Raw genomic sequence first — 20,957 nt, forward strand, 5'->3', positions numbered from 1 at the left:
TAGTATCTCTATGGAATGGTTTATATTACCAATTCTGTTGGGTGATTGTTGAATTTAATAAATAAAGAATGTTGAATAGTTCCATTTTATCTGTAAATAATTTATCAAAAACGTTTAAAAGCGGTAACAAAGAGCTCACCGTTTTGAAGGATATCAATTTTTCAATAGAAAAAGGGATCTCCTGTGCAATTGTTGGCCCCTCGGGTAGCGGTAAAACCACTCTTTTAGGACTCTGTGCCGGATTAGATAAACCAACCTCCGGGGATGTTATCCTGAATGATCAAAAAATTTCCGCTCTTAAAGAATCCGATCTTTCAGCTATCAGGAACGAACAAATTGGGTTTGTATTTCAATCTTTCCAACTTATTCCTACGCTCACAGCTCTTGAAAATGTGATGGTTCCCATAGAGTTGAGGGGAGTCTCATACAGAGAAGTTGAGAAAAAGGCGATTGACCTTCTTGATAAAGTTGGATTGAGAGATCGGGTTACCCACTATCCCACTCAGCTTTCAGGCGGCGAACAGCAGCGAGTTGGCCTGGCAAGAGCATTTATCCACAAACCAGAGGTTCTCTTTGCCGATGAACCAACCGGTAACCTGGATGGGGATACAGGTTCACAGATTGAAGATCTTCTTTTTGAACTGAATAAGGATGAAGGAACTACACTCATTATCGTAACTCACGACAGGGAGCTTGCATCGAAGTGCAACCGAATTATTGAGCTGAAAAGCGGCTCCATTATATCTGATACAACATCACCCGTCGAACAAACAGAAACTATCCAGGCGGATCTGGCGCAATGAAACTGATCAACGAACTTTTTTCACCTTCGAGTTGGCGATTGGCTGGTCGGGATGCAAAACCTCAATGGAAAAGCCTGCTCCTTTACACGTCATCCATGATTGCAGGTATTGCCGCACTTGTGGCTATTTTATCGTTCAGGAGCGACGTGCTTCTCACGGTTAATGATCAATCAAAGGAGCTGCTGGGTGCAGACCTGGAGATGGATTCGAATCGCCCTTTCCCCGATGAGGCCATTGCCTTTATCGATTCCATAGGCGGAAGTGATGCAAACTCTATAGAGTTTAACTCTATGGTTCTGTTCAAAAACAATGGTTCCACCCGCCTTTCTCAAATTCGTGCCATCGAGGGGCCTTTTCCACTTTATGGTTCGTTGCAGTCAAAACCTGCCAGCGCAGCAGATCGATACAAAGAAGAGAAGTTTGCCATTGTCGAAGAATCTGCCTTAAACCAATATGGTGTCCAGGTTGGGGATAGCATTCAGGTTGGAAATGTGACGCTAGAAATCGGTGGTGCATTAATCAGCGTACCGGGCGAAGCCGCTGCTTTTTCACTAATCGGCCCGAGAGTATATATACCAAAATCGGTTGTTGAAGATTCAGGTCTATTGGAACGTGGAAGCCGGGTAGAGTACAAACAGTACTTCAAATTTGATTCTGAAGAGAAAGCCGGTGAGATCGAGGAGGCGTTTGAACCTATTGCCGATGAATACCGAATCCGCACTGAGACGGTGGCCGAGGAACGGGAAGAGTTTGAAGAAGTGGTCAATAATCTATCCCGCTTTTTAGGGTTAATTGCATTCATTGCCATCATGCTTGGCGGACTTGGTGTTTCAAGTGCGGTATACGTATATATCAAACGAAAATCGAATACAGTTGCTACGCTTCGGTGCCTTGGGATTACTAAAGAGAAAATTTTGGCGACGTTTGCCATCCAGATCTCTGTGATGGGGCTGATTGGAGCGATTATTGGAACCGCGTTGGGTATCTTTATCCAGCTGTATATCCCGTCGCTATTTGAAGGACTCCTTCCATTTGAAATTGTTCAATCCATTTCCATTCCTGCTGTAACACTTGGTTTGATGACCGGTCTTTTGATCAGCTTGGTCTTTTCACTCTTGCCATTAATTACGATCAGTACTATTTCCCCACTGTTGACCCTCAGAACAGTTGAATTTTCTCCGATTAAAGCGCTGTCTAAACGGGCAAAAATAGTTTCTTTTTCCTCCACAATCCTTGTACTCATCACTGTGGTTGGATTGTTAACGGAAAGTTTTTTAGTGGCTCTCGGGTTTACGGGTGGATTGATAGCATGTGTCTTTCTGCTTTGGGGTGTTGCAGCACTGCTTATGGTGGTTATCAAAAAACTTCGCCTGAAATCTTTCTCCTATACGGTGAGGCAGGGAATGGCGAACCTATTCAGGCCTAATAACCAGACTTCGATGCTCATGATTACACTCGGAATGGGCATGCTATTGATTGGAACTCTTTATATGAGTCAGGATATGCTGCTTCAGCGAATAGAATTTCAAACCGGAGAGCAGATGCCCGACGCTGTTTTTTATGATATTCAAGTTGACCAAAATCAGCCATTCCTTGATATTATTGAGCAGGGAAATGCTGAAGTCATTCAAAATGTACCTATCGTATCGATGAGACTTTCCAGCCGAAAAGGGATTCCGGTTTCTGAAGTTCGTGAAGACACCACTCTGGACATCAGCGGCTGGGCACTTTCAAGAGAATACAGAGTAACATACAGAGATTCACTCATTGACTCTGAAACCATTATAGAAGGCGAATGGATTGGAGAGGCCGATGGAATCGGGTCCGTTGTACCGATCTCAATTGCAGACAATATCGATGATGATTTAAATGTAGCAGTGGGTGATACACTTGGATTCAACGTTCAGGGCGTTCCTGTAACGACTGTGGTTGCCAGTATCCGCGAGGTAGATTTTGACCGTCCTCAGCCCAACTTTTTTGTTCTGTTTCCAAAAGGCGTGCTCGAAGAAGCACCGCAGTTTTTTGCTTCGACTGTCAGAACAAATTCCAGGGAGCAGACTATAGCCTTACAACAGCAAGTAACCACAGAGTTTCCAAATATCTCCTCCATCGATATTTCTGTGGCACTTCAAAGTGTGCGAGAATTTTTGGATAAAATGGCTCTTGCCATCCAGTTCATGGCGTTCTTCAGTATTCTTACGGGTTTCATTGTCCTGGCAAGTTCTATCGCCATCAGCCGGAAACAGCGAACTCGTGAATCTGTACTTCTAAGAACGCTGGGTGCCAATAAATCTCAAATCGGATCCATTCAAACCATTGAATACGCACTTTTAGGATTACTTTCAGGGTTGACAGGACTGCTGCTGGCCGTTGTTTCGAGCTGGGCTTTGGCATACTTTTATTTCGAGCTGGTCTTTGTTCCCGACCTGGTCACAGTTACGGTACTTTCTTTACTGATCACAGTTGCTGCAATCCTGATAGGCTGGAGTGGAAGCAGACATATTTTTAATCATTCACCTTTAGAAATTTTGAGACTTGAAACCGGTTAGATATGACGCCCAATCAAACTGTTTGGTTGATATCATTTATCATTCTACTCGTTTGTATCCTGATTGCGCTACTTGTTTATATCTATACCGGTCACATTTTTATCGCCATAATCATTGCTCCGCCAATCATTCATTGGATTCTTAAACATCGAAAAAACAACAGTTACTGACACGTAATATTTTGTATTTAAGAGTTCTTTGTCTGTTTACGTTTATGCAGATTTTGATGAACTTAGTAATAAGAGATAGAGCTATAACAGCACAAAATTCAACTAACTAAATACTCAAATGAAAATCCTTGTCCCAATTGATTTCTCCGAGCGAAGCCAAAAAGCTTTACAGGTTGCAGACAAATTTGCACAGCTCTTTGACGGAACCATTACCCCCTTCTATTCTCATTTGCCAATATCGGAACTAGACGAACCTTATGCATTGGGTATGAGTTCTAAGATGTATCAAAATTTTGAAAACCTGGAAGAGAAGTTAAACAGTCGGGTGAAAGAAGTAGCAGAAAGTTATGTTGCCAAAAACAGACTTGAAGAACCCAACATTGTTCTGGGAAATCCTGCTGAAGGAATTATAGATGCCTCAGAGAAGTTCGATTATATTATTATGAGCAGCCATGGCCGAACAGGTTTTTCACGCTTTCTTTTGGGCTCGGTTGCAGAAAAAGTTTTAAGGCTTGCACATACACCGGTCATGGTGGTTGAGAACGAATCGGATGTAGGAGAATTTAAAAAAATATTAGTGACTACCGACTTTTCCGATAATGCAGCGGAGGCATATCCATATGCCATCAACATTGCTGAGAAATCAGGAGGTAATATTGATTTGGTACATGTACTCAGTTTCGAACAATTTGACGAAGATGAAAAAGATCTCTCACTTCGAAAAATTCGAGAAGAACGCTTAAAACTGCTCGAAAAAGAACATTTTGGCCGTATTTCAGATCAAATGAGTAATCAAGTAATTGTTTCGAAAGATTCGGTTCATGAAGCCATTTTCCATCATATTGAAAATAATGATTACGATCTGATTGTAATGGCTACAGTGGGTAGAACGGGTTTAAACTATTTGATGATGGGAAGCACAACAGCCAACACGGTACGACATGTAAAAACGGCTGTTTTAAGTGTAAATCCTAAAAAGAACTGATTCAAATCTTGAAGCGAACAAGTATTTGAATTTTGTTAGAGCTTTCGATCGTCCGCATTTCGTTAAGATTTGCGGACGATTTTTTTACATCCTCACACGAATGGTCCCCAAAACCTGCCATTGGTCTACAGTTCTGTTTGCAGTTTCTGATCTAAAATTAACCCCCGGCAAATTATCCGGCAGAGGTTCGTAATTATAATCACCATAATCGTAAACGGTGGATTCTTCATCCCACGTTAAGTAACGTGCAGCCGCTTCAAAACGAACGCCATTTCCAATTGCAAATCCCGCTCCTAATGAGTAAGCCGTTCTGTCATCTATTCCATCTTCAAAGCGACTGGGTTTAAAACTGTATCCGCCCCGCACGGTTAAAGCTGGGTTTAATTCGTACTCTACCCCTGCTCTGTAGCTCCATACTGGCTGGAAAGCTTCCTGGATGAATTCATTTTCTATGACTTCATCTTCAAATAGATCACTCTCTTCAAACTCAATCTCGGTACTTGAATAATCTACATACTCTGCGGAAAAAGATACAGACAATCCTGACAGATCCTGTACTGCCGCGCCGATGGCCAGCATTCCGGGGTAGTTTACATTGTAGGAAAATTCACTGTCCGTACCATCGCTGAATTCGGTGCCATTGTCGAATGTAGTTGTAACAGTGGCATCAAACTCTTCATCAATAGTAATTTTTGTGGGAAGCGTGTAACTAACACCTACATTGAAATTCTCAGTCAGTTTGTAAAGAAGACCGGCCCGGGCCCGAAAACCGTTGTACCGGGTATTCAGGTTATCATCCAAAATTATATTGTCGATATCCGTATCAAAGGTGCCATCATCATCACTATCAATAATCTGGCTGTTGTAATCATTAAATTCATCGACCTCCTGGAAAATTCGATCGTACTCGAAATTGCCTGATAACAAACCAATACTTGCACCAACCATCAGATTTTTTTGGAATTCGGTCGCAAAAAAGAGTGAATACTCGCCGCCGCCGCCACCCTGAAAAATTTCACCCTGTTGGCGAATGCCCAGGAAATCGTCAAAATCATCAAAACCTATTCGAAAGATAGACTCATCCCAATCCTCAAATTCATCGCCATAATCTGTTGCAAATGTATTAAACGCAATATTCTGATAAGGTGACCCATCCGTTTTGAACTGATCGGTAATAGTACTCTGCTCATTCCGTGCGCTAAATCCCAATGCCCTGTTAAATGTGGTGTGCCTTGAATATGCGGCGCCGATCACAAAACTTCCCTGCTGTGTCGGGAATGTGTACAAAAATCCAATGTTCGACAGGTTAAACTGATTATTATCCTGTATTTGTGAGTTGCTGAAGTAAGTGGCATCCTCCTGAACAGTTCCATAGGATAATCCAAAATCAAAATAACTTTTGTCAAAGAGCGCCATACTTGCCGGGTTATCCATAAAAGATCCAATACCCGATTTTGCAGCTGTACCCGGCATTATGATTGAAATGGGATCAAAGGAAGCCCCCTGGTCTCCAAAAAGAACGGCCTGGTTACTGTATAAAAGGCTGTTATTATCATGCTGTGAAAAGGCCTTATCAACACCAAACAGAAGAACAAACAGGATGATTATTTTTAAAATTTTTCGCATAGCTCGCCTACCTTAGATGATTTATACACTTTGAAATGTTACGAAGCCAAAGTTAGTTTCTGTCTCTCGAAGTTGAGGAGGACCGGCTTCTGCTTGAAGATCCCCGACTCTTACTAGACGATGATGAACTTCGGCTTGATCGGACGGTAGATCGGTTTGAATTATTAGACCTGGACCGAGTTACACTAGACGATCGTTTGCTCGATGATGACGATCGATTGACGGATGATCTGCTGTTATTGTTAGATCGGCTTGTTCCAATGATCGACTTGTAAACATCCCGAACAGCCTTGTTGTTAAAAAAGCTGGAACTTCTGTCTCTTGATTGTCGGGTGTATCTCTGGTTTGGTGACTCTGCCTTCTGTTCTAACAAGCTATTTCTAATCGAGTTAAGCGATCGTTCTCTGCGTGTTTGAGGGCGATTAGACTCAACTGCATTTCGGTTGTTGGCATTGTTATAACTTCTAATGCGATTATTTACCGTTGCTGACCGATCACGCGAATTAATATCAACTCGCTGATTTACTGTATTTCGATTTCGATCATTATCACGATTTCTTATGATCGACGTTCCACGGCTTATGATCACTCCCTCACTGCCTACATTCGCCCGTGATTGACTTGAGGATCGGCTCCGGTTTACAGTTCCGTTATTACTTCGATTATTTGACGATGATCTGCTTCTGTTCACAGTACCATTACTTCGGCTTGAAGAAGATGACCGACTGCGATTTACAGTGCCGTTACTTCTTGATCGGTTTGATGAACCCCGGTTCACGGTTCCCCGACTGTTTGAGTTGCTTCCTGATCGACTTCTCACAGTTGAGGATGACCTGGAGCGGGTTGTTCCGCTGGATCGATTTACAGTACCACGGCTTCGTGTTGTCGATACATTTCTGGATCTTGCATTCGACCGTATATCACTTCTGTTCGCTGTATTTCTTACCCTCGCATCAGATCGTGTTCTGCGAACTGTTTCTGATCCGCGAGATGACAAGCCGTTGTTCCTGGGGCCGTAATTACGGCTGGTTCCACGAGATCCGTTATAGATTACAAACGTATTGCCGTAATAGGGTCGATAGCCCCAACCATAGTAACCTCCGTAATACGGGTAGTAACCGGGATATGCGTAATAGTCATAAAACGGGTGGTAAGCATATCGATGACGCCAGCTGTTCCATCCCCAACCAAAGTGAAATCCAATTGAGAAGTTCCAGGAATCGAAATAGGAATAGTATGGATAATGTGGATAGTAATAAGAGTGAAACGGTGAATATCCACGGCCATAGTATTGATTCAAGGTATAGTGCCGAACGTACGGATCGTGTGCAAGGGTAGCACCGTACTCTTCGTACCATCTTTTTGCTTCATAATCTTTAAAATAATAAGCCTCGGCATCCGACCATCCGTCATCGTAACCCAGCGTATAGTCTTCTTCATTTACAACCTGGTCGCCCCGTTCTTCTACAGATCTTTCACTCGATGCAACTCTTTCTGTATTGCTATCAGATGAATAGTATCCGTTTCCGGGATAGGAACTATAGGTAGTTCGAAGCTGAGTATAGCAGCTCGTTGCAGTCATCGCCAGTACTGCAATCAAAAAAGTGGTGATTTTCTTCGAATGTCTCATAATAGCCTCCGGAATTACCGTGAATTTCTTTTCTTATTTTAAAATACAACATAAATGAACAATCGACTATCACATAACCATGTGATGCGATTTCACATCTCTATATTTCGCCACGGAGGGATTTTGCAATGACCTCTGCTTTTGAGTTAACGTGTAATTTCTTATAAATGTTTCGTATGTGAGCGCGCACTGTGTCGATTGAAATATCGTACCGGTCGGCAATCAATTTATAGCTCAGTCCGTCAACCAAGCCGTTCACGATATCCTGCTCACGTGCTGTTAAATCACTTTTTGGTTTCTTTTCAGGCTCTGGTTTATTGAAATGTTCGATAACCTTTCGGGCAATCTGTGGAGACATTGGCGCACCACCGGCAACCAGGTTTTCTATCGATTCTTTGATTTCGGGCAGAGAGGTATGTTTCAACAGGTACCCCGAAGCGCCGGCAACCAGGGAATCAAAGATTTTATGTGAATCGTGGTAAACGGTTAGCATGATAATCTCAATATCCGGGTATTCTTTTTTAATGATGCCAATCCCTTTAATTCCCGACATTCCAGGCAATTGAATATCCATCAATATTACATCCGGAGGTTCGTGCTCTTTGAGATGATCGAGCATCTCTTCGACTGAATCCACGGCCACCTTACAACTCATTGATTCCTGCATATCGAGAAATCTCTGAATCAAATTCCTGATCTTCACATTATCTTCTACTATTCCGATGTTAATCATGGCTATTCTCCGTCTATTTTATGGACCCGGTTGCACGAATTGTAAAACCGCCATTTGAAACGATCTCCACATCTGATCCTATACGATCAGCTCGCATCTTCATGTTTCGTAAACCTTGTCCCGTTTTCCTGTCATTTTTAATTTTGGTGCCATTATCATGAATTTCGAGCGTATACGACTTGCCGGAAAATGAAAATCTGATATCAATCCGGGACGCATTTGAATGCTTAACAATATTATTAATTGCCTCTTTAAAAATAAGGTATATGTTCTCCTTAACGTCAACCGGAAGCTTTTCATGCATTCTTAGATTTTCAAAATCATAAAAAACACTCACTTCACCATTTACAAATACTTGGTTAACATAATCCTGCATACGGTCTGTTAGGTCACCTGCCGTATCGTTCCTGGAATCGATTGACCAAACAATATCATCCAAACTGCTTACAATTTTTCGACTGTGCTTACCAAGTTGCTTTAGTGTCTTCTTAACATCATCGCCTGAAGTAACGGCCTGCAAAAAGTCTGTTTGGAGTGCAAGTTCTGTAAGAGATGATCCCACATCATCATGCAGATCACTTGCAATTTGAACACGCATCCGCTCAATATCCACCTGCTTTTTAATTCTGAAATACCGTATTGAGAATAATATTAACCCAACAATTACTAAAATAATCAACACAAAAAACCACCATTGTAGATAATAGGGATAGGCAATATCAAAGGAGAACCGGGCTCTCTTCGCACTTACAAAGCCATCGGCATTATAGGCTCGAAGCTGAAATTCATACTCACCGGGAGATAAAGATGGATACCGAATGGTTCGTTCTGTTGTAATTTGCCATCCCTGGTCAAGCCCTCTCATTCGATATTCATAGAATATTTGATCCGGTGCTTCATAGCTCAAACCGGAGTACGATATCTGTACAAAATTCTCATCATTATCAAAATCATGCTGCCCTTTCGGGTTAATCATACGACCGCTCACCATCACTTCCTCAAATTCAATTCCCGGTGGGGCGTTAATTTCCCTGATTTCACTTGGATAAAAATGGCTCAGCCCTTCTACTGTACCCAGCCAAATAGTTCCGTCAGATGCTACATACGAAGCTCCGGCATTCAACTCATTGGCAATCAAGCCCTGATTCTTGTTGTAGACTCTGAATGATTGCAATCGTTCAAGTGTATTTTCGGCTTCTAACAATTCATCAGGGTTCAGCCGGTAAAGGCCTCGGTTGGTACCCACCCAATACTGATTTTCCAAATCCTGGATGGTGAAGTAAGTTATCAGGTCGATCTGTTCAGACTGTGACAGGCGCTCTATGGATTCACCATCATATTTTGCAACGCCGTTAAATGTAGAGAACCACTTATCCCCATTATGATCAATGTGAATATGTATCACTCCATTACTTGGAAGGCCTTCAGCCATGGTTAAATATTCAAACTGTTCACCGTCGTACATAGCCACGCCGCCGTAAGTAGCAAACCAGTAATTTCCCTGCTCATCCCGCTTGATATCCATCACGGTGTTATTCAAAAACCCATTTCCCGTATGATGCTGAATATATCCTTCCTCCTGCAGTTGAATCACTCCGCTTTCATAGGTAGCAATCCAATATTCATCTTTTTCCACATCTTCATAAATTTTTCTAACCAAGCCGAATGGAAAACGATCGGGACTGACAGTGTTGAATTGACCATCCTCATAAATGCTTATTCCACCCCGTGTACCGATCCAGAATCGATTTTGGCTATCCAGCAGAAATGAAAAAACAATATTGTCAACCAAGCCATCCGATTCATCATAAGGCTGAAACGATTCTCCGTCATGCCTTAATAAGCCACCGCCATAGGTTGCAATCCAGACATCGCCGTTCGGTCCCTCCGCAAAACCGGTGATTACGTTATTTGTAAGTCCGTTTTCAATATTAAAACTTTGAAAATAATCACCTACATAAATACACATTCCTCCACCAAGCGTACCGAACCACATATTTCCCTCGTGATCTAACAGTGAAGATTGAACGATTGTACCCGGTACACCTTCGGTTCGCGTGTAATTTTGAAAATTCCTTCCGTCAAAAAGTGAAACTCCACTCTCCGTTCCAAGCCAAATCCGGTTCCTGTCTTCAACTGTTATTGTTTGAATTTTTTCATCCAGCAGTCCATCAGAGCGGTCATAAATACTCAGATTCCCGTTTTCATATTTCACCAAACCGGAAAATGTACCGATCCAAATTCGTCCAAAATCATCTCCTGTGATATGACGAATTCGATTGTCGGGCAGTCCATTCTCTGTTGAATGATACCTGACCTGGTCATCATTAATGCGTGCCAATCCTGCCCTGGATCCGATCCAGATGGTGCCATCAGAAGCAGAATAGATCGTTTGCACCCATTGCATGGAAATCCCCATTGTTTCATTAACAGAGACAAGGTTGCCATTCTTCTCTAATATCCAAGCCCCATTCGATTCGGTTCCAAACCAAAAATTACCTTCCTGGTCTTCAGTGATGGAAATAACCGGGTATTCATTCAATTGTGAAACGGAAGACGGGGTTACAAGTGTATCTCCACGCAGAATAGAGATGCCAAATTCCGTTCCCACCCAGATGGTTCCCTCACTATCCTGGAAAAGGGCGTGAACATCATTTGAGGCAAGGCCGTCATCCTCATAATACTGTTTGAAGGAAACGCCGTCAAAACGATTCAAACCATAACCGGTTCCCACCCAGATATAACCTCGTTGGTCCTGGATCAGTGCTTGAGCTACAGATTCACTGAGCCCTACCTCTATCGAGTAGGTTCGAAACGGCAGATATTGAGCTTTCGCCACCTGGAGAAAAGCAAAGCCTGCAATCAAAGAGAGTATGAGGAATCGGATCTTCATGATTTAAGCAAGCTAAAAAGATAATTGAATAGCACAAATCACATATTCATGTGAATTTGAAATCATTTGGTGGAATTGGAGAAGATTGCTGCAAATAAAAAAGGTGAAGCGGGAAAACACTTCACCTTTGATCTATTAATTTTTTCGCGGAGAATTATCCGAGATAAGCTCTCAGAGCAGCACTTCTGTTGTGGTGTCGAAGTTTACGCAGTGCTTTCTCCTTAATCTGTCGAACTCGTTCGCGAGTCAGGTCAAACCGCTCTCCGATCTCTTCGAGTGTGAGAGAGTGCTCGCGGCCAATACCAAAATAGAGCCTGATCACCTCAGCCTCTCGTTTTGTAAGTTTGGAGAGAGCCCGTTCAATCTCAACTTTCAGAGATTCTCCCATCAGGTCATTATCCGGATCGGGAATTTCTTCATTCTCCAGAACGTCCAGAAGTCTGTTATCCTCACCTTGAGCAAAAGGTGCGTCCATTGAAAGGTGACGACCTGATATTTTCAGCGTATCTGCAACTTCAGACACGGTCATATCGAGGCTCTCTGCCAGCTCTGCTGCTGATGGAACACGCTCATACTCCTGCTCCAATTTGGAAAGCTCTTTACCGATCTTGTTCAAAGCCCCTACCCTGTTTAGCGGTAGACGAACAATCCGGCTCTGCTCGGCAAGTGCCTGCAGGATGGACTGACGAATCCACCAAACGGCATAAGAGATAAATTTAAACCCTCTAGTTTCATCAAAACGTTTTGCCGCCTTAATCAACCCGAGATTTCCTTCGTTGATCAAATCACCAAGAGATAATCCCTGGTTTTGATACTGCTTGGCAACCGAAACCACAAACCGGAGATTGGCTTTGGTTAAATCTTCAAGAGCTCGTTGGGAACCTTTCTGAATTTCTTTGGCAAGACGTACTTCGTCTTCCGGGGTGATAAGTTTCTCTTTTCCAATTTCGTGTAGGTAGCGATCCAGTGATTCTGATTCGCGAGTAGAAATGCCTGAACTTTTAGCCACTATGTTTTAAATCTAAGTTGAGATTCGATTATTTACTTCGGTTTAACTACGAACAGAAACCGAGTTTCGTATGTAAAAAGGAGGTAGTTAAACAATCTTTCAAATATATGAATTATTAATGCTATAAGAAAACGGTTCAATCCATTTTAAAGCCTGCTTAAAAATGACTCTCCCTGCAAGCTATTCTTAATTTTATGCGTATCTAAAATTGTAGCCGATGTGTCTGAAAAAGTTTCCAGCGTTCCTAAGTCAACGCCTTTTTCTGTTCCTTTTTTATAGGCAAGAATCGGGACAAATTCTCGTGTGTGGTCTGTACTGTCATCCGCCGGGTCATTACCGTGATCACCGGAAATAAGTAAAAGATCATCTTCCCGGAGTTTATCCAACATCGCCGGTAGTGCACGGTCAATTTCCTCAAGACAATTTCCATATCCTGAGGGGTCCTGGCGATGACCATATTTCTGATCCGTATCAATCAAATTGATAAACGTAAAGCTGTTCTGAATATTGGCACTCATCAAACTCAGTAATTGAGAAATTCCCTCTGCATTACTGCTCGTTTTTCGATACTGTGTAAAATAGTGATCAGCAAAAAGATCAATTACTTTTCCGATAGAATAGATCGGGATATTATGATCCTGGAGAACAGAAAGCAGGTTTGGCTCCGGCGGATGCAGTGAGTAGTCGTGACGCTTTTCAGAAATTCGTTCGAATGAACCCGGCTTACCTTCGAATGGCCGGGCAATAACACGCCCCACTCCATGTTCGTCAATCATCACCTCTTCCCTGGCAAATGTACACCAATCGTAAAGTTGATAAATGGGAGTTACATCCACATGACAGGCTACCTGGAATACACTATCAGCAGATGTGTAAACAATTGGATTACCGGTTTTCAAATGATCTTTTCCATAATCAGCAATCACCTGAGTACCGGAATAGGGTTGATTGCACAGCACCTCTTGAACCCCAATTCCATTACAGAATTTTCGAATGACTTCTTCGGGAAATCCATCCGGGTAAGTTGGAAAGGGTTGATCCAGGTGAATACCTGCAAATTCCCAATGGCCCGTAGTACTATCCTTTCCTGCAGATACTTCGCGCATTTTACCAAAAGAGGCTATTGGAGAATCGACGGATCGAATCGAATAAAAATCGCGAATGTTTCCTAAACCTAGTTTTTCAAAATTTTGCAGGTTTACATTGGCAATTCGGCTAACATTTCCAAGGGTATCAGCTTCTTCATCTCCATAAAGACAGGCGTCCTCCTGTGCTCCAACACCCAGACCATCAATAATCAACAAAAACGTTCTTGGCATAATTAAAGGCCCGAAATAGTGGCATTTTCATTTCTCATTGCACTACTGAGGGAATGTTTCACCTCGTTCCATAATTCCTTCATATCCCCTGCACCGCGCTCAATTTTTTTTGATCCATATTGAATTTGAACCTCTACCTTTCGACCATCGCCAAGATCCAATTTGTCTTTTAGATCTAATTTAATCTCCTGCAACCACTTATCGTGTTGATTTTTGTCCCTGCTCATCAACAGGTAAGAATAGACGTAGTCGCTGTGAAAACCGATCAATCCATTAAGTCCCAACCTTGAAGGGTTTAACGCTTTGACCATCAATCGCTGTAGTTTTTTTAGGTCTTCGAGCCGAAACCTGGAGCGGATCTCCGAAAGATTTTCAATTCCTACCAAACCAAACCAGATCTGTTGATCTCCCGGATCTCTATCTATTTCATTTTGAATACAATGATCTATCAATTCCGGCTGAAAATTTCCATACTCGGTTGCTAATAAATTTTGATTGTAATCACCCGAATCGTGGTTTGCCTGTATCGTAAGGGATGCAATTTTCACCAAATTTTTCAACTGGTGCTTTGTCGACTCTTTAAAAGTCAGCGGATTTTTATCATGAGCTAAAACTACGGCACATCGCTTATCGGCCATCAGCACGGGAATGGCAAGTGTGGCCCCGTCACTGGATTTTTCTGAAGCTGATATCCGCTTGGGATTTTGATTAAAATGGATCGAAAAGATAGCCTCCCCCTTTTGAAGCGCATCATAGGCCATCGACTTTTCATCAACCATCAAGCCAATCGAAGGAGATTCCGCAGTTCTTGATGATCTAAGTACATTTACCCAGGTCTCCATTCCCCGAAGCACAACAGAAACTCCACCCGAGGGTAAAAGTTTTTGCATCTCTTCAGTCATCACACCTAAGACTTCCACATCGCTTAACTTTGTTGTTATTCGATCTGTAGATTCATCGTAATCCGTCCATTTTTTTTGGTCATCATACAGATCCGTCAGTTCGAGATATGTATTCAGCACATTTATATGTGCATTCCGGTAGGCCGATATCGGCTTTTCAAACTCTTTAACATCCAGCGGTTGTTCAGTTTCAAGAATGGTCAGCGCAACCGTTGAGTTATTGTTTGCGAATGGAATAACAGTGAGATAGTTGGTAGGTACACGATTGTAGTAATGTAACAGATCCTCCCTGTTGACTTGCTTTCCTACTTCAAGCTGAAGAATATCATTGATCTCTTTGAAACGGTCCAGGAAAAACTTTTCAAACCCAATCCTGTCTTTAAACATAACATTAGAGAACTCCGTATAGGTGGTCTCTAATACAAATTGTTGGCGCGACCTGTTCACCCAATATAAATAAGCCGTCTTGGCATTCGTTGACCGACTTACCAGCTGCATCAGGTCGTCCAAGATATGCTTAAATTCCAAGAGTGCTTTCTCTTCCCGTTTCGAGCTCATTACGTAATTATTTTATCTCTAAAGATTTATAAAGTAGGTTTTTAAAGGGAAGCTGCCAACTCCTCAGCCTCTTTTACCATCTCTCCGAAAATATCAAGCCCCCGGCTCCAAAAATTTTTGTCTTTGATGTCCAGCCCCATCGTTGAAACAAGGTTGTGCGGCCAGTCACTTCCCCCCGCTTCAAGGAGCGAAAGGTACTTCTCTGAGAAACCATTTTTCTGTGATTTATACGAATCATACAGAGCCAGCACCAGCAACTCGCCAAATGCATATGCATACACGTAACCGGGCGTGTGCAGGAAATGTGGGATATAGCTCCACCAGATTTTATACTCGTCCGTAAGTGTCACGGAATCCCCATATAAATCTTTCTGAGTCTCAATCCAAAATTCAGAAAACTGCTCTTTTGATAACTCTCCCTGCTCCCTTCTGGCTGTGTGGATTTTATCTTCAAATCGATTCATTGAGATCTGGCGAAAAACCGTGGCAATTGTATCATCAATTTTACTGACCAGAAGTGCGAGTTTTTCACTCGGATCATCCAGTCGGTTCATCAGTTTGTTAAAAACAAGCATCTCGCCAAACACGGAGGCAGTTTCAGCGGTCGTCAACGGTGTAGAGGATTGTAATTCTCCCTGCTTTCTTGCCAGGTACTGGTGCACACCATGCCCCAATTCATGTGCCAACGTTTGAACGTCGCGCAATTTTCCGTCAAAATTCATAAATACATACGGATGAACGGAAGTCACCGTACTTGCTGAGTAAGCCCCTCCCCGTTTTCCCGGTTTGATGGCGGCATCAATCCAGTTATTCTCGAAAAACTCTCCGGCAATGGAACTCATGTCGGGATGAAAATCTCCATACGCTTCAAGAACCATATCTTTAGCTTCATTCCATTCCACTTTTTTTGTGGATTTTGTGATGGGTGCGTAACGGTCGTAATCAAACATCTCATCAACACCAAGCAGTTTTCGCTTCAACTTGTAATACCGCTGTGCGAGTGGGTAGTTGTCGGTTACAGCTGTAACCAAAGCATCTACGGTTTCAATGTCGGTTTGATTAGAAAGATTCCTCGATGTAATCCAGCTATCGTAATTGCGGAGTTTATCATTGGTTGATTTATCTGCAAGAATTGTATTGAAGATGAAAGTCAATGTCCTGGAATGATCCTGGAACGTTTCAGTCAGCGATGCATGTGCTTTTTTACGTAGATCTCGGTTTGGTTCATGCAGTTTACTTAATACTTCCTGCTCGGTAAGCATTTCATCATCCAGCTCAAACCGTGCAGCTCCCAGCGTTTCATCAAAATATCGGTTCCAAGCAGCTCGTCCCGTTACCGATTTGGCGCTCATCACCTTTTCAGCTTCTTCGGAAAGCGTATGCTCTTTATAAAACCGGGAAACCTCCAGGTAGTGTTTCCATTTGCTTAGCTCATCGGACTGAATCAGCTTATTTGCTTTTTCATCCTCAATCTTCAGCCACTCTACATCCGAAAAAACAAGTTTTTGGCTTACCTCCGAACTCAGCTCATTCGATTTCTGCAGCAGTTTACCAAGTTCGGAATCTTCCGTATTAGTCGACCAGATTAAATGAGCATAGGAACCGATTTTACCTAATATCTGAATGATATCTTCGTATTCCTGCAACATTTTTGCGAATTCTGCAGCATCCAGTTCAGCAACTCGCCCGCGGTAAGCAGCATTAAATTCATCCGCTTTTTTTATAACTCTGTTGGTATCTGATTCTAATGCCGTATCGGTGGGAGAATTATATAGATCGGATAAGTCCCAATGAATATTTTCAGCTCCGTTTTTGTTACTCATTTATTATGATTTAATTCTATAGTTTTAAGGATGTTGATGAGCTTGAATATAAAGAATGCAGCTCCCTCGATAAATGATGAATTTGACAAAAATTAACTAAACAGGTGTACAAAAATCATCGTATTTTTGGGCATTATTGGTTAGTTTTAAACTGTTTTATGAAGTTAAATAAACGAAAGCTATTTATATTTTTCGAAAAAGCCAGAACAAGGCATCCCGCATTGACGCGCGTTCTCAAATCATTTCTACCTAACTACACAACCAATTTTCAAGACTCACTATTTTGAAATCACTTGAAGCCATTTTTGGACCGAATTCCGCACTTGTAGATGAATTGTATAAACAATACAAGGAAGATCCCGATTCCGTACCGGGACACTGGAAAAGATATTTCGATGAATTGGAAGGCATAGAGATTGAGGAAGCTCCAACTCAGGATAATGGAGCTCCTGCTGTAAAAGAGAAGAAAAAAGAGGCTCCGAAGAAAGAGAAACCGGCCGAAGAGAAAAAGGAACCTAAAATACCTGAAGGCGCTGAAGTTGAGAAAATTAAGGGTGTAGCTTCCAAGATTGTAGAGAACATGGACGAAAGTGTCTATGTACCTACTGCTACTTCCCTGCGGGTACTTCCGGTTAAGATGATGACAGAGGACCGCAAGATCATCAACTCACATCTTCTGAAAACCAGTAACAGAAAAGCTTCTTTTACACACTTGATTGCCTGGGCGGTTATCCAGGCACTCAAGGAATTTCCAAACATCAATTCTTACTACGCTAACAAAAATGGTGACCATTACCGAATCAAACCGGGCCAGGTAAACCTGGGAATTGCTGTAGATCTTGAGAGTAAAGACGGTTCAAGAAATTTGGTTGTCCCCAATATTAAGAATGTGGACGAAATGAATTTCAGTGAGTTTCTTGATGCTTACTCTGAGTTGATTGAAAAAGCCCGGAGTGGAAACCTGGAAATTTCTGATTTTGACAATACGACTATAAGCGTTACGAATCCGGGTACTATTGGCACGGTTTCTTCTGTACCCCGCTTGATGAAAGGCCAGGGTGCGATCATTGCCACCGGTGCCATCAACTACCCTGCGGAATTCCAATCTATGGCGCAGGATGTGCTTAACCAGCTTGGTGTGAGCAAAGTAATGACGATGACCTGCACCTACGATCACCGGGTAATTCAGGGTGCTGAGTCCGGAATGTTTCTGCAACATGTTCACAATCTGCTGAATGGTAAGGAAGACTTTTATGAGAAGATTTTTTCTGATCTGGATATTCCATATGAGCCTTTCCCATATGGTGAAGATAAATATGGAGGCCAGTTAGGTGGACGAGGAAATACCCTTGAGCAGGATCGCAGGGCTATTGCCGTTTGGAGACTTATTAACCTGTACCGATTACGCGGGCATGTTCTGGCTGATCTTGATCCACTTGGTACTGAACCGGGACAAGGTCCTGAACTTGACCTTGAATATTACGGATTAACACTTTGGGATTTGGACCGAGAGTTTTTCTGTGATGGACTTGGCGGCAAAAAGACAGCTAAACTGCGTGATATTATCCAGCTTCTTCGGGAGACATACTGTGGTAAAATCGGTGCAGAATATATGCACCTGTTGGATCTTGAAGAGAGAAAATGGCTGCGCGAAACGATGGAGTCGACAACAAATACTCCTGACCTCACAAAAGATGACAAAGAGGACATTCTGCACAAACTTAACCAGGCAATGGCCTTTGAACAGTTCCTCCATAAAAAATATGTAGGTCACAAGCGCTTTTCACTCGAGGGAGCCGAAACCCTGATTCCCATGATGCATTTTTTGATGGAGCATGGAGTGAAAAATGACGTGAAGAAATTTTTCCTTGGAATGGCTCACCGCGGTAGATTGAATATTCTCGTGAATATTATGAACAAACCGTACCGAAAGGTATTTGCAGATTTTGAAGGAAATGTTGACCCCGATACAATTCAGGGATCCGGAGATGTGAAATATCACCTAGGTTCAAAAGGTTCGTACAAAATTAATGATGAGGAATCGATAGAGCTTGAGTTAATGCCAAACCCAAGTCATCTTGAAGCAGTGAACCCGATTGTTGAGGGAGCAGCGAGAGCAAGCCAGGATCATTATGATGATGATGAGGCCCGTAAAAAAATTGTCCCAATCCTTATGCACGGCGATGCTGCGTTTGCCGGCCAGGGCGTAGTTGCCGAAACGCTGAATATGTCTCAACTGAGAGCATATGAGACCGGCGGTACAATCCACTTTATCATCAATAACCAGATTGGTTTTACCACGCTGCCGAAAGATGCTCGTTCTACAGAGTATGCATCAGATCTTGCTAAAATGATCTTGGCACCCATTTTCCATGTAAATGGAGATGACCCGGAAGCTGCCGTCCATGCAATCAACCTTGCGATGGACTATCGACAGAAATTTGGTAAAGATGTAGTTATTGATCTGATCTGTTACAGGAAACACGGACACAACGAGGGTGATGAGCCTGCTTTTACTCAGCCCGGCTTGTATAAAGAGATTGAAAATCACCCGACCGTTCGGGATATCTATGTAAAAGAGTTACTCAGGAAAGGGGAATTTACCGAAGAGGAAACTCAGGCAATTTTTGATGAGTTTGATGAACTGCTTCAGCAGGCTTTTGAAGATGCAAAGAGTTCACCATCCCTTGAGGTAACTGATAAAATGTTGAAACGTTCTGAAAAGGAACAAAATGAACGCGATGAATTTCCTGACACAACCTACGAAATTGAGGAACTGAAGGATATTGCTGTTCAACTCAATACCGTTCCCAAAGATTTCGATGCCAATCCCAAGTTATTGAGGCAACTTGCCAAACGTGCGGAAGCGGCTCAAAATAATGACAAAAAAATTGACTGGGGATTTGCTGAAGCACTTGCTTTCGGATCTCTTCTTAAAAGCGGGCGAACGGTTCGGCTTGTTGGTCAAGATGCAGAACGTGGTACGTTTTCACACCGTCATGCTGTACTGCATGGAACTCAAACCGCCCAACGATTTACACCACTCAACCATTTGAGTGATGACCAGGGAGATTTCTATCCTTTTAATAGTCTCTTGAGTGAGTTTGCAGCTCTTGGTTTTGAGTTTGGGTATTCATCCGCAATACCTGAAGCACTTGTAATTTGGGAAGCCCAGTTTGGTGATTTTGTAAATGGCGCTCAAGTCATCATCGATCAATTTATCTCTGCTTCTGAGGAAAAATGGGGACAGAAGTCCGCTCTTGTGATGACCCTTCCCCACGGTTATGAAGGCCAGGGCCCTGAGCACTCCTCGGCAAGGTTGGAAAGGTTTTTGCAACTCTGCGCTGAGGACAATATGCAGGTAGCCAATCTCACAACACCAACTCAATATTTTCACATCCTCAGAAAACAAACGTTACAGGAGAAGAAGAAACCGCTCATTATTATGTCTCCAAAAAGTCTACTGAGACATCCAATGGCTGTTTGCACCGTTGAAGAGTTGGCAAATGGAGCGTTTCAACCTTTTTTAGCTGATCCTGAAGTTGAGGATAAGGAATCTATTGACCGTTTAATTATCTGTTCAGGGAAAGTCTATTACGATCTCTACAAAGCACGTGAAGAAAGTGAAAAAAACAACATTGCGATCGGACGGATCGAACAGTTCTATCCATTTCCGGACGAGGATATTGAAAACTTTTTACAGGAGTACAAACATGTGAAAGAGGTCATTTGGTGCCAGGAAGAACCCAAAAATATGGGAGCCTGGAACTTCCTCTTCCCTCGGCTTCAAGCGCTTCTTCAGGATGGACAAACTATTAGATATGCCGGCCGTCAGGCAGCCGCTTCAACAGCCGCCGGTCAAAAGAAAATCCATGATGCTGAGCAGGAGAGGCTTGTTAGTGAAGCTCTCAGATTAGATTAATACCAATCAAAAACATGGTATTTCTCGATATGGCA

The 20,957-nt window shown here is 42.5% G+C and carries 12 protein-coding genes; 4 read left to right on the forward strand and 8 right to left on the reverse strand.

The genetic code is table 11. From position 1 onward, the window contains the following. The first annotated feature begins 68 nt into the window (after positions 1-68). From L6773_RS06780 to L6773_RS06790, 3 genes are all read left to right on the forward strand, one after another. Positions 69-803 (forward strand): ABC transporter ATP-binding protein, encoded by a 735-nt coding sequence (locus L6773_RS06780; RefSeq protein WP_237853114.1) that lies wholly within the window; start codon positions 69-71, stop codon positions 801-803. Beyond that, on the forward strand, positions 800-3,352 hold the full coding sequence (locus tag L6773_RS06785) for an ABC transporter permease (protein WP_237853115.1): 2,553 nt from the start codon (positions 800-802) through the stop codon (positions 3,350-3,352). Before L6773_RS06780 ends, L6773_RS06785 begins: the two co-directional genes overlap by 4 nt. Positions 3,353-3,640: 288 nt before the next feature. After that, positions 3,641-4,507, forward strand: a complete 867-nt coding sequence (locus L6773_RS06790) for a universal stress protein (protein WP_237853116.1) — start codon at positions 3,641-3,643, stop codon at positions 4,505-4,507. Positions 4,508-4,591: 84 nt separating this feature from the next. Here the strand turns inward: L6773_RS06790 and L6773_RS06795 are convergent, their stop codons facing one another. From L6773_RS06795 to L6773_RS06830, 8 genes are all read right to left on the reverse strand, one after another. Then, positions 4,592-6,133, reverse strand: a complete 1,542-nt coding sequence (locus L6773_RS06795; RefSeq protein ID WP_237853117.1) for an OmpP1/FadL family transporter — start codon at positions 6,131-6,133, stop codon at positions 4,592-4,594. A 52-nt stretch (positions 6,134-6,185) separates the two neighbouring features. Then, positions 6,186-7,763: a hypothetical protein gene (locus L6773_RS06800; RefSeq protein ID WP_237853118.1), complete on the reverse strand. Its 1,578-nt coding sequence runs from the start codon at positions 7,761-7,763 to the stop codon at positions 6,186-6,188. Between the two features lie 100 nt (positions 7,764-7,863). After that, on the reverse strand, positions 7,864-8,496 hold the full coding sequence (locus L6773_RS06805) for a response regulator (RefSeq protein WP_237853119.1): 633 nt from the start codon (positions 8,494-8,496) through the stop codon (positions 7,864-7,866). 13 nt (positions 8,497-8,509) lie between these two features. Beyond that, positions 8,510-11,389 carry a ligand-binding sensor domain-containing protein gene (locus L6773_RS06810; protein ID WP_237853120.1) on the reverse strand — a complete coding sequence of 960 codons (2,880 nt, stop codon included), beginning with the start codon at positions 11,387-11,389 and terminating at the stop codon, positions 8,510-8,512. Between the two features lie 154 nt (positions 11,390-11,543). Further along, entirely contained in the window at positions 11,544-12,398 is an 855-nt protein-coding gene (locus L6773_RS06815) for a sigma-70 family RNA polymerase sigma factor (protein WP_234572662.1), read from the reverse strand. Between the two features lie 146 nt (positions 12,399-12,544). Further along, on the reverse strand, positions 12,545-13,717 hold the full coding sequence (locus L6773_RS06820; RefSeq protein WP_237853121.1) for a phosphopentomutase: 1,173 nt from the start codon (positions 13,715-13,717) through the stop codon (positions 12,545-12,547). Positions 13,718-13,719: 2 nt separating this feature from the next. Then, positions 13,720-15,177 carry a GAF domain-containing protein gene (locus L6773_RS06825; RefSeq protein WP_237853122.1) on the reverse strand — a complete coding sequence of 486 codons (1,458 nt, stop codon included), beginning with the start codon at positions 15,175-15,177 and terminating at the stop codon, positions 13,720-13,722. A 41-nt stretch (positions 15,178-15,218) separates the two neighbouring features. After that, entirely contained in the window at positions 15,219-17,000 is a 1,782-nt protein-coding gene (locus L6773_RS06830) for a M3 family oligoendopeptidase (protein ID WP_237853123.1), read from the reverse strand. Between the two features lie 283 nt (positions 17,001-17,283). Here L6773_RS06830 and L6773_RS06835 point away from each other — a divergent pair, with 283 nt between their 5' ends. Continuing rightward, positions 17,284-20,922, forward strand: coding sequence for a multifunctional oxoglutarate decarboxylase/oxoglutarate dehydrogenase thiamine pyrophosphate-binding subunit/dihydrolipoyllysine-residue succinyltransferase subunit (locus L6773_RS06835; RefSeq protein WP_237853124.1), 3,639 nt, complete (start codon positions 17,284-17,286; stop codon positions 20,920-20,922). Positions 20,923-20,957 lie beyond the last annotated feature (35 nt).

Source organism: Rhodohalobacter sulfatireducens (assembly GCF_022012475.1).
In the GTDB taxonomy this organism is placed as follows: Bacteria; Bacteroidota; Rhodothermia; order Balneolales; family Balneolaceae; genus Rhodohalobacter; species Rhodohalobacter sulfatireducens.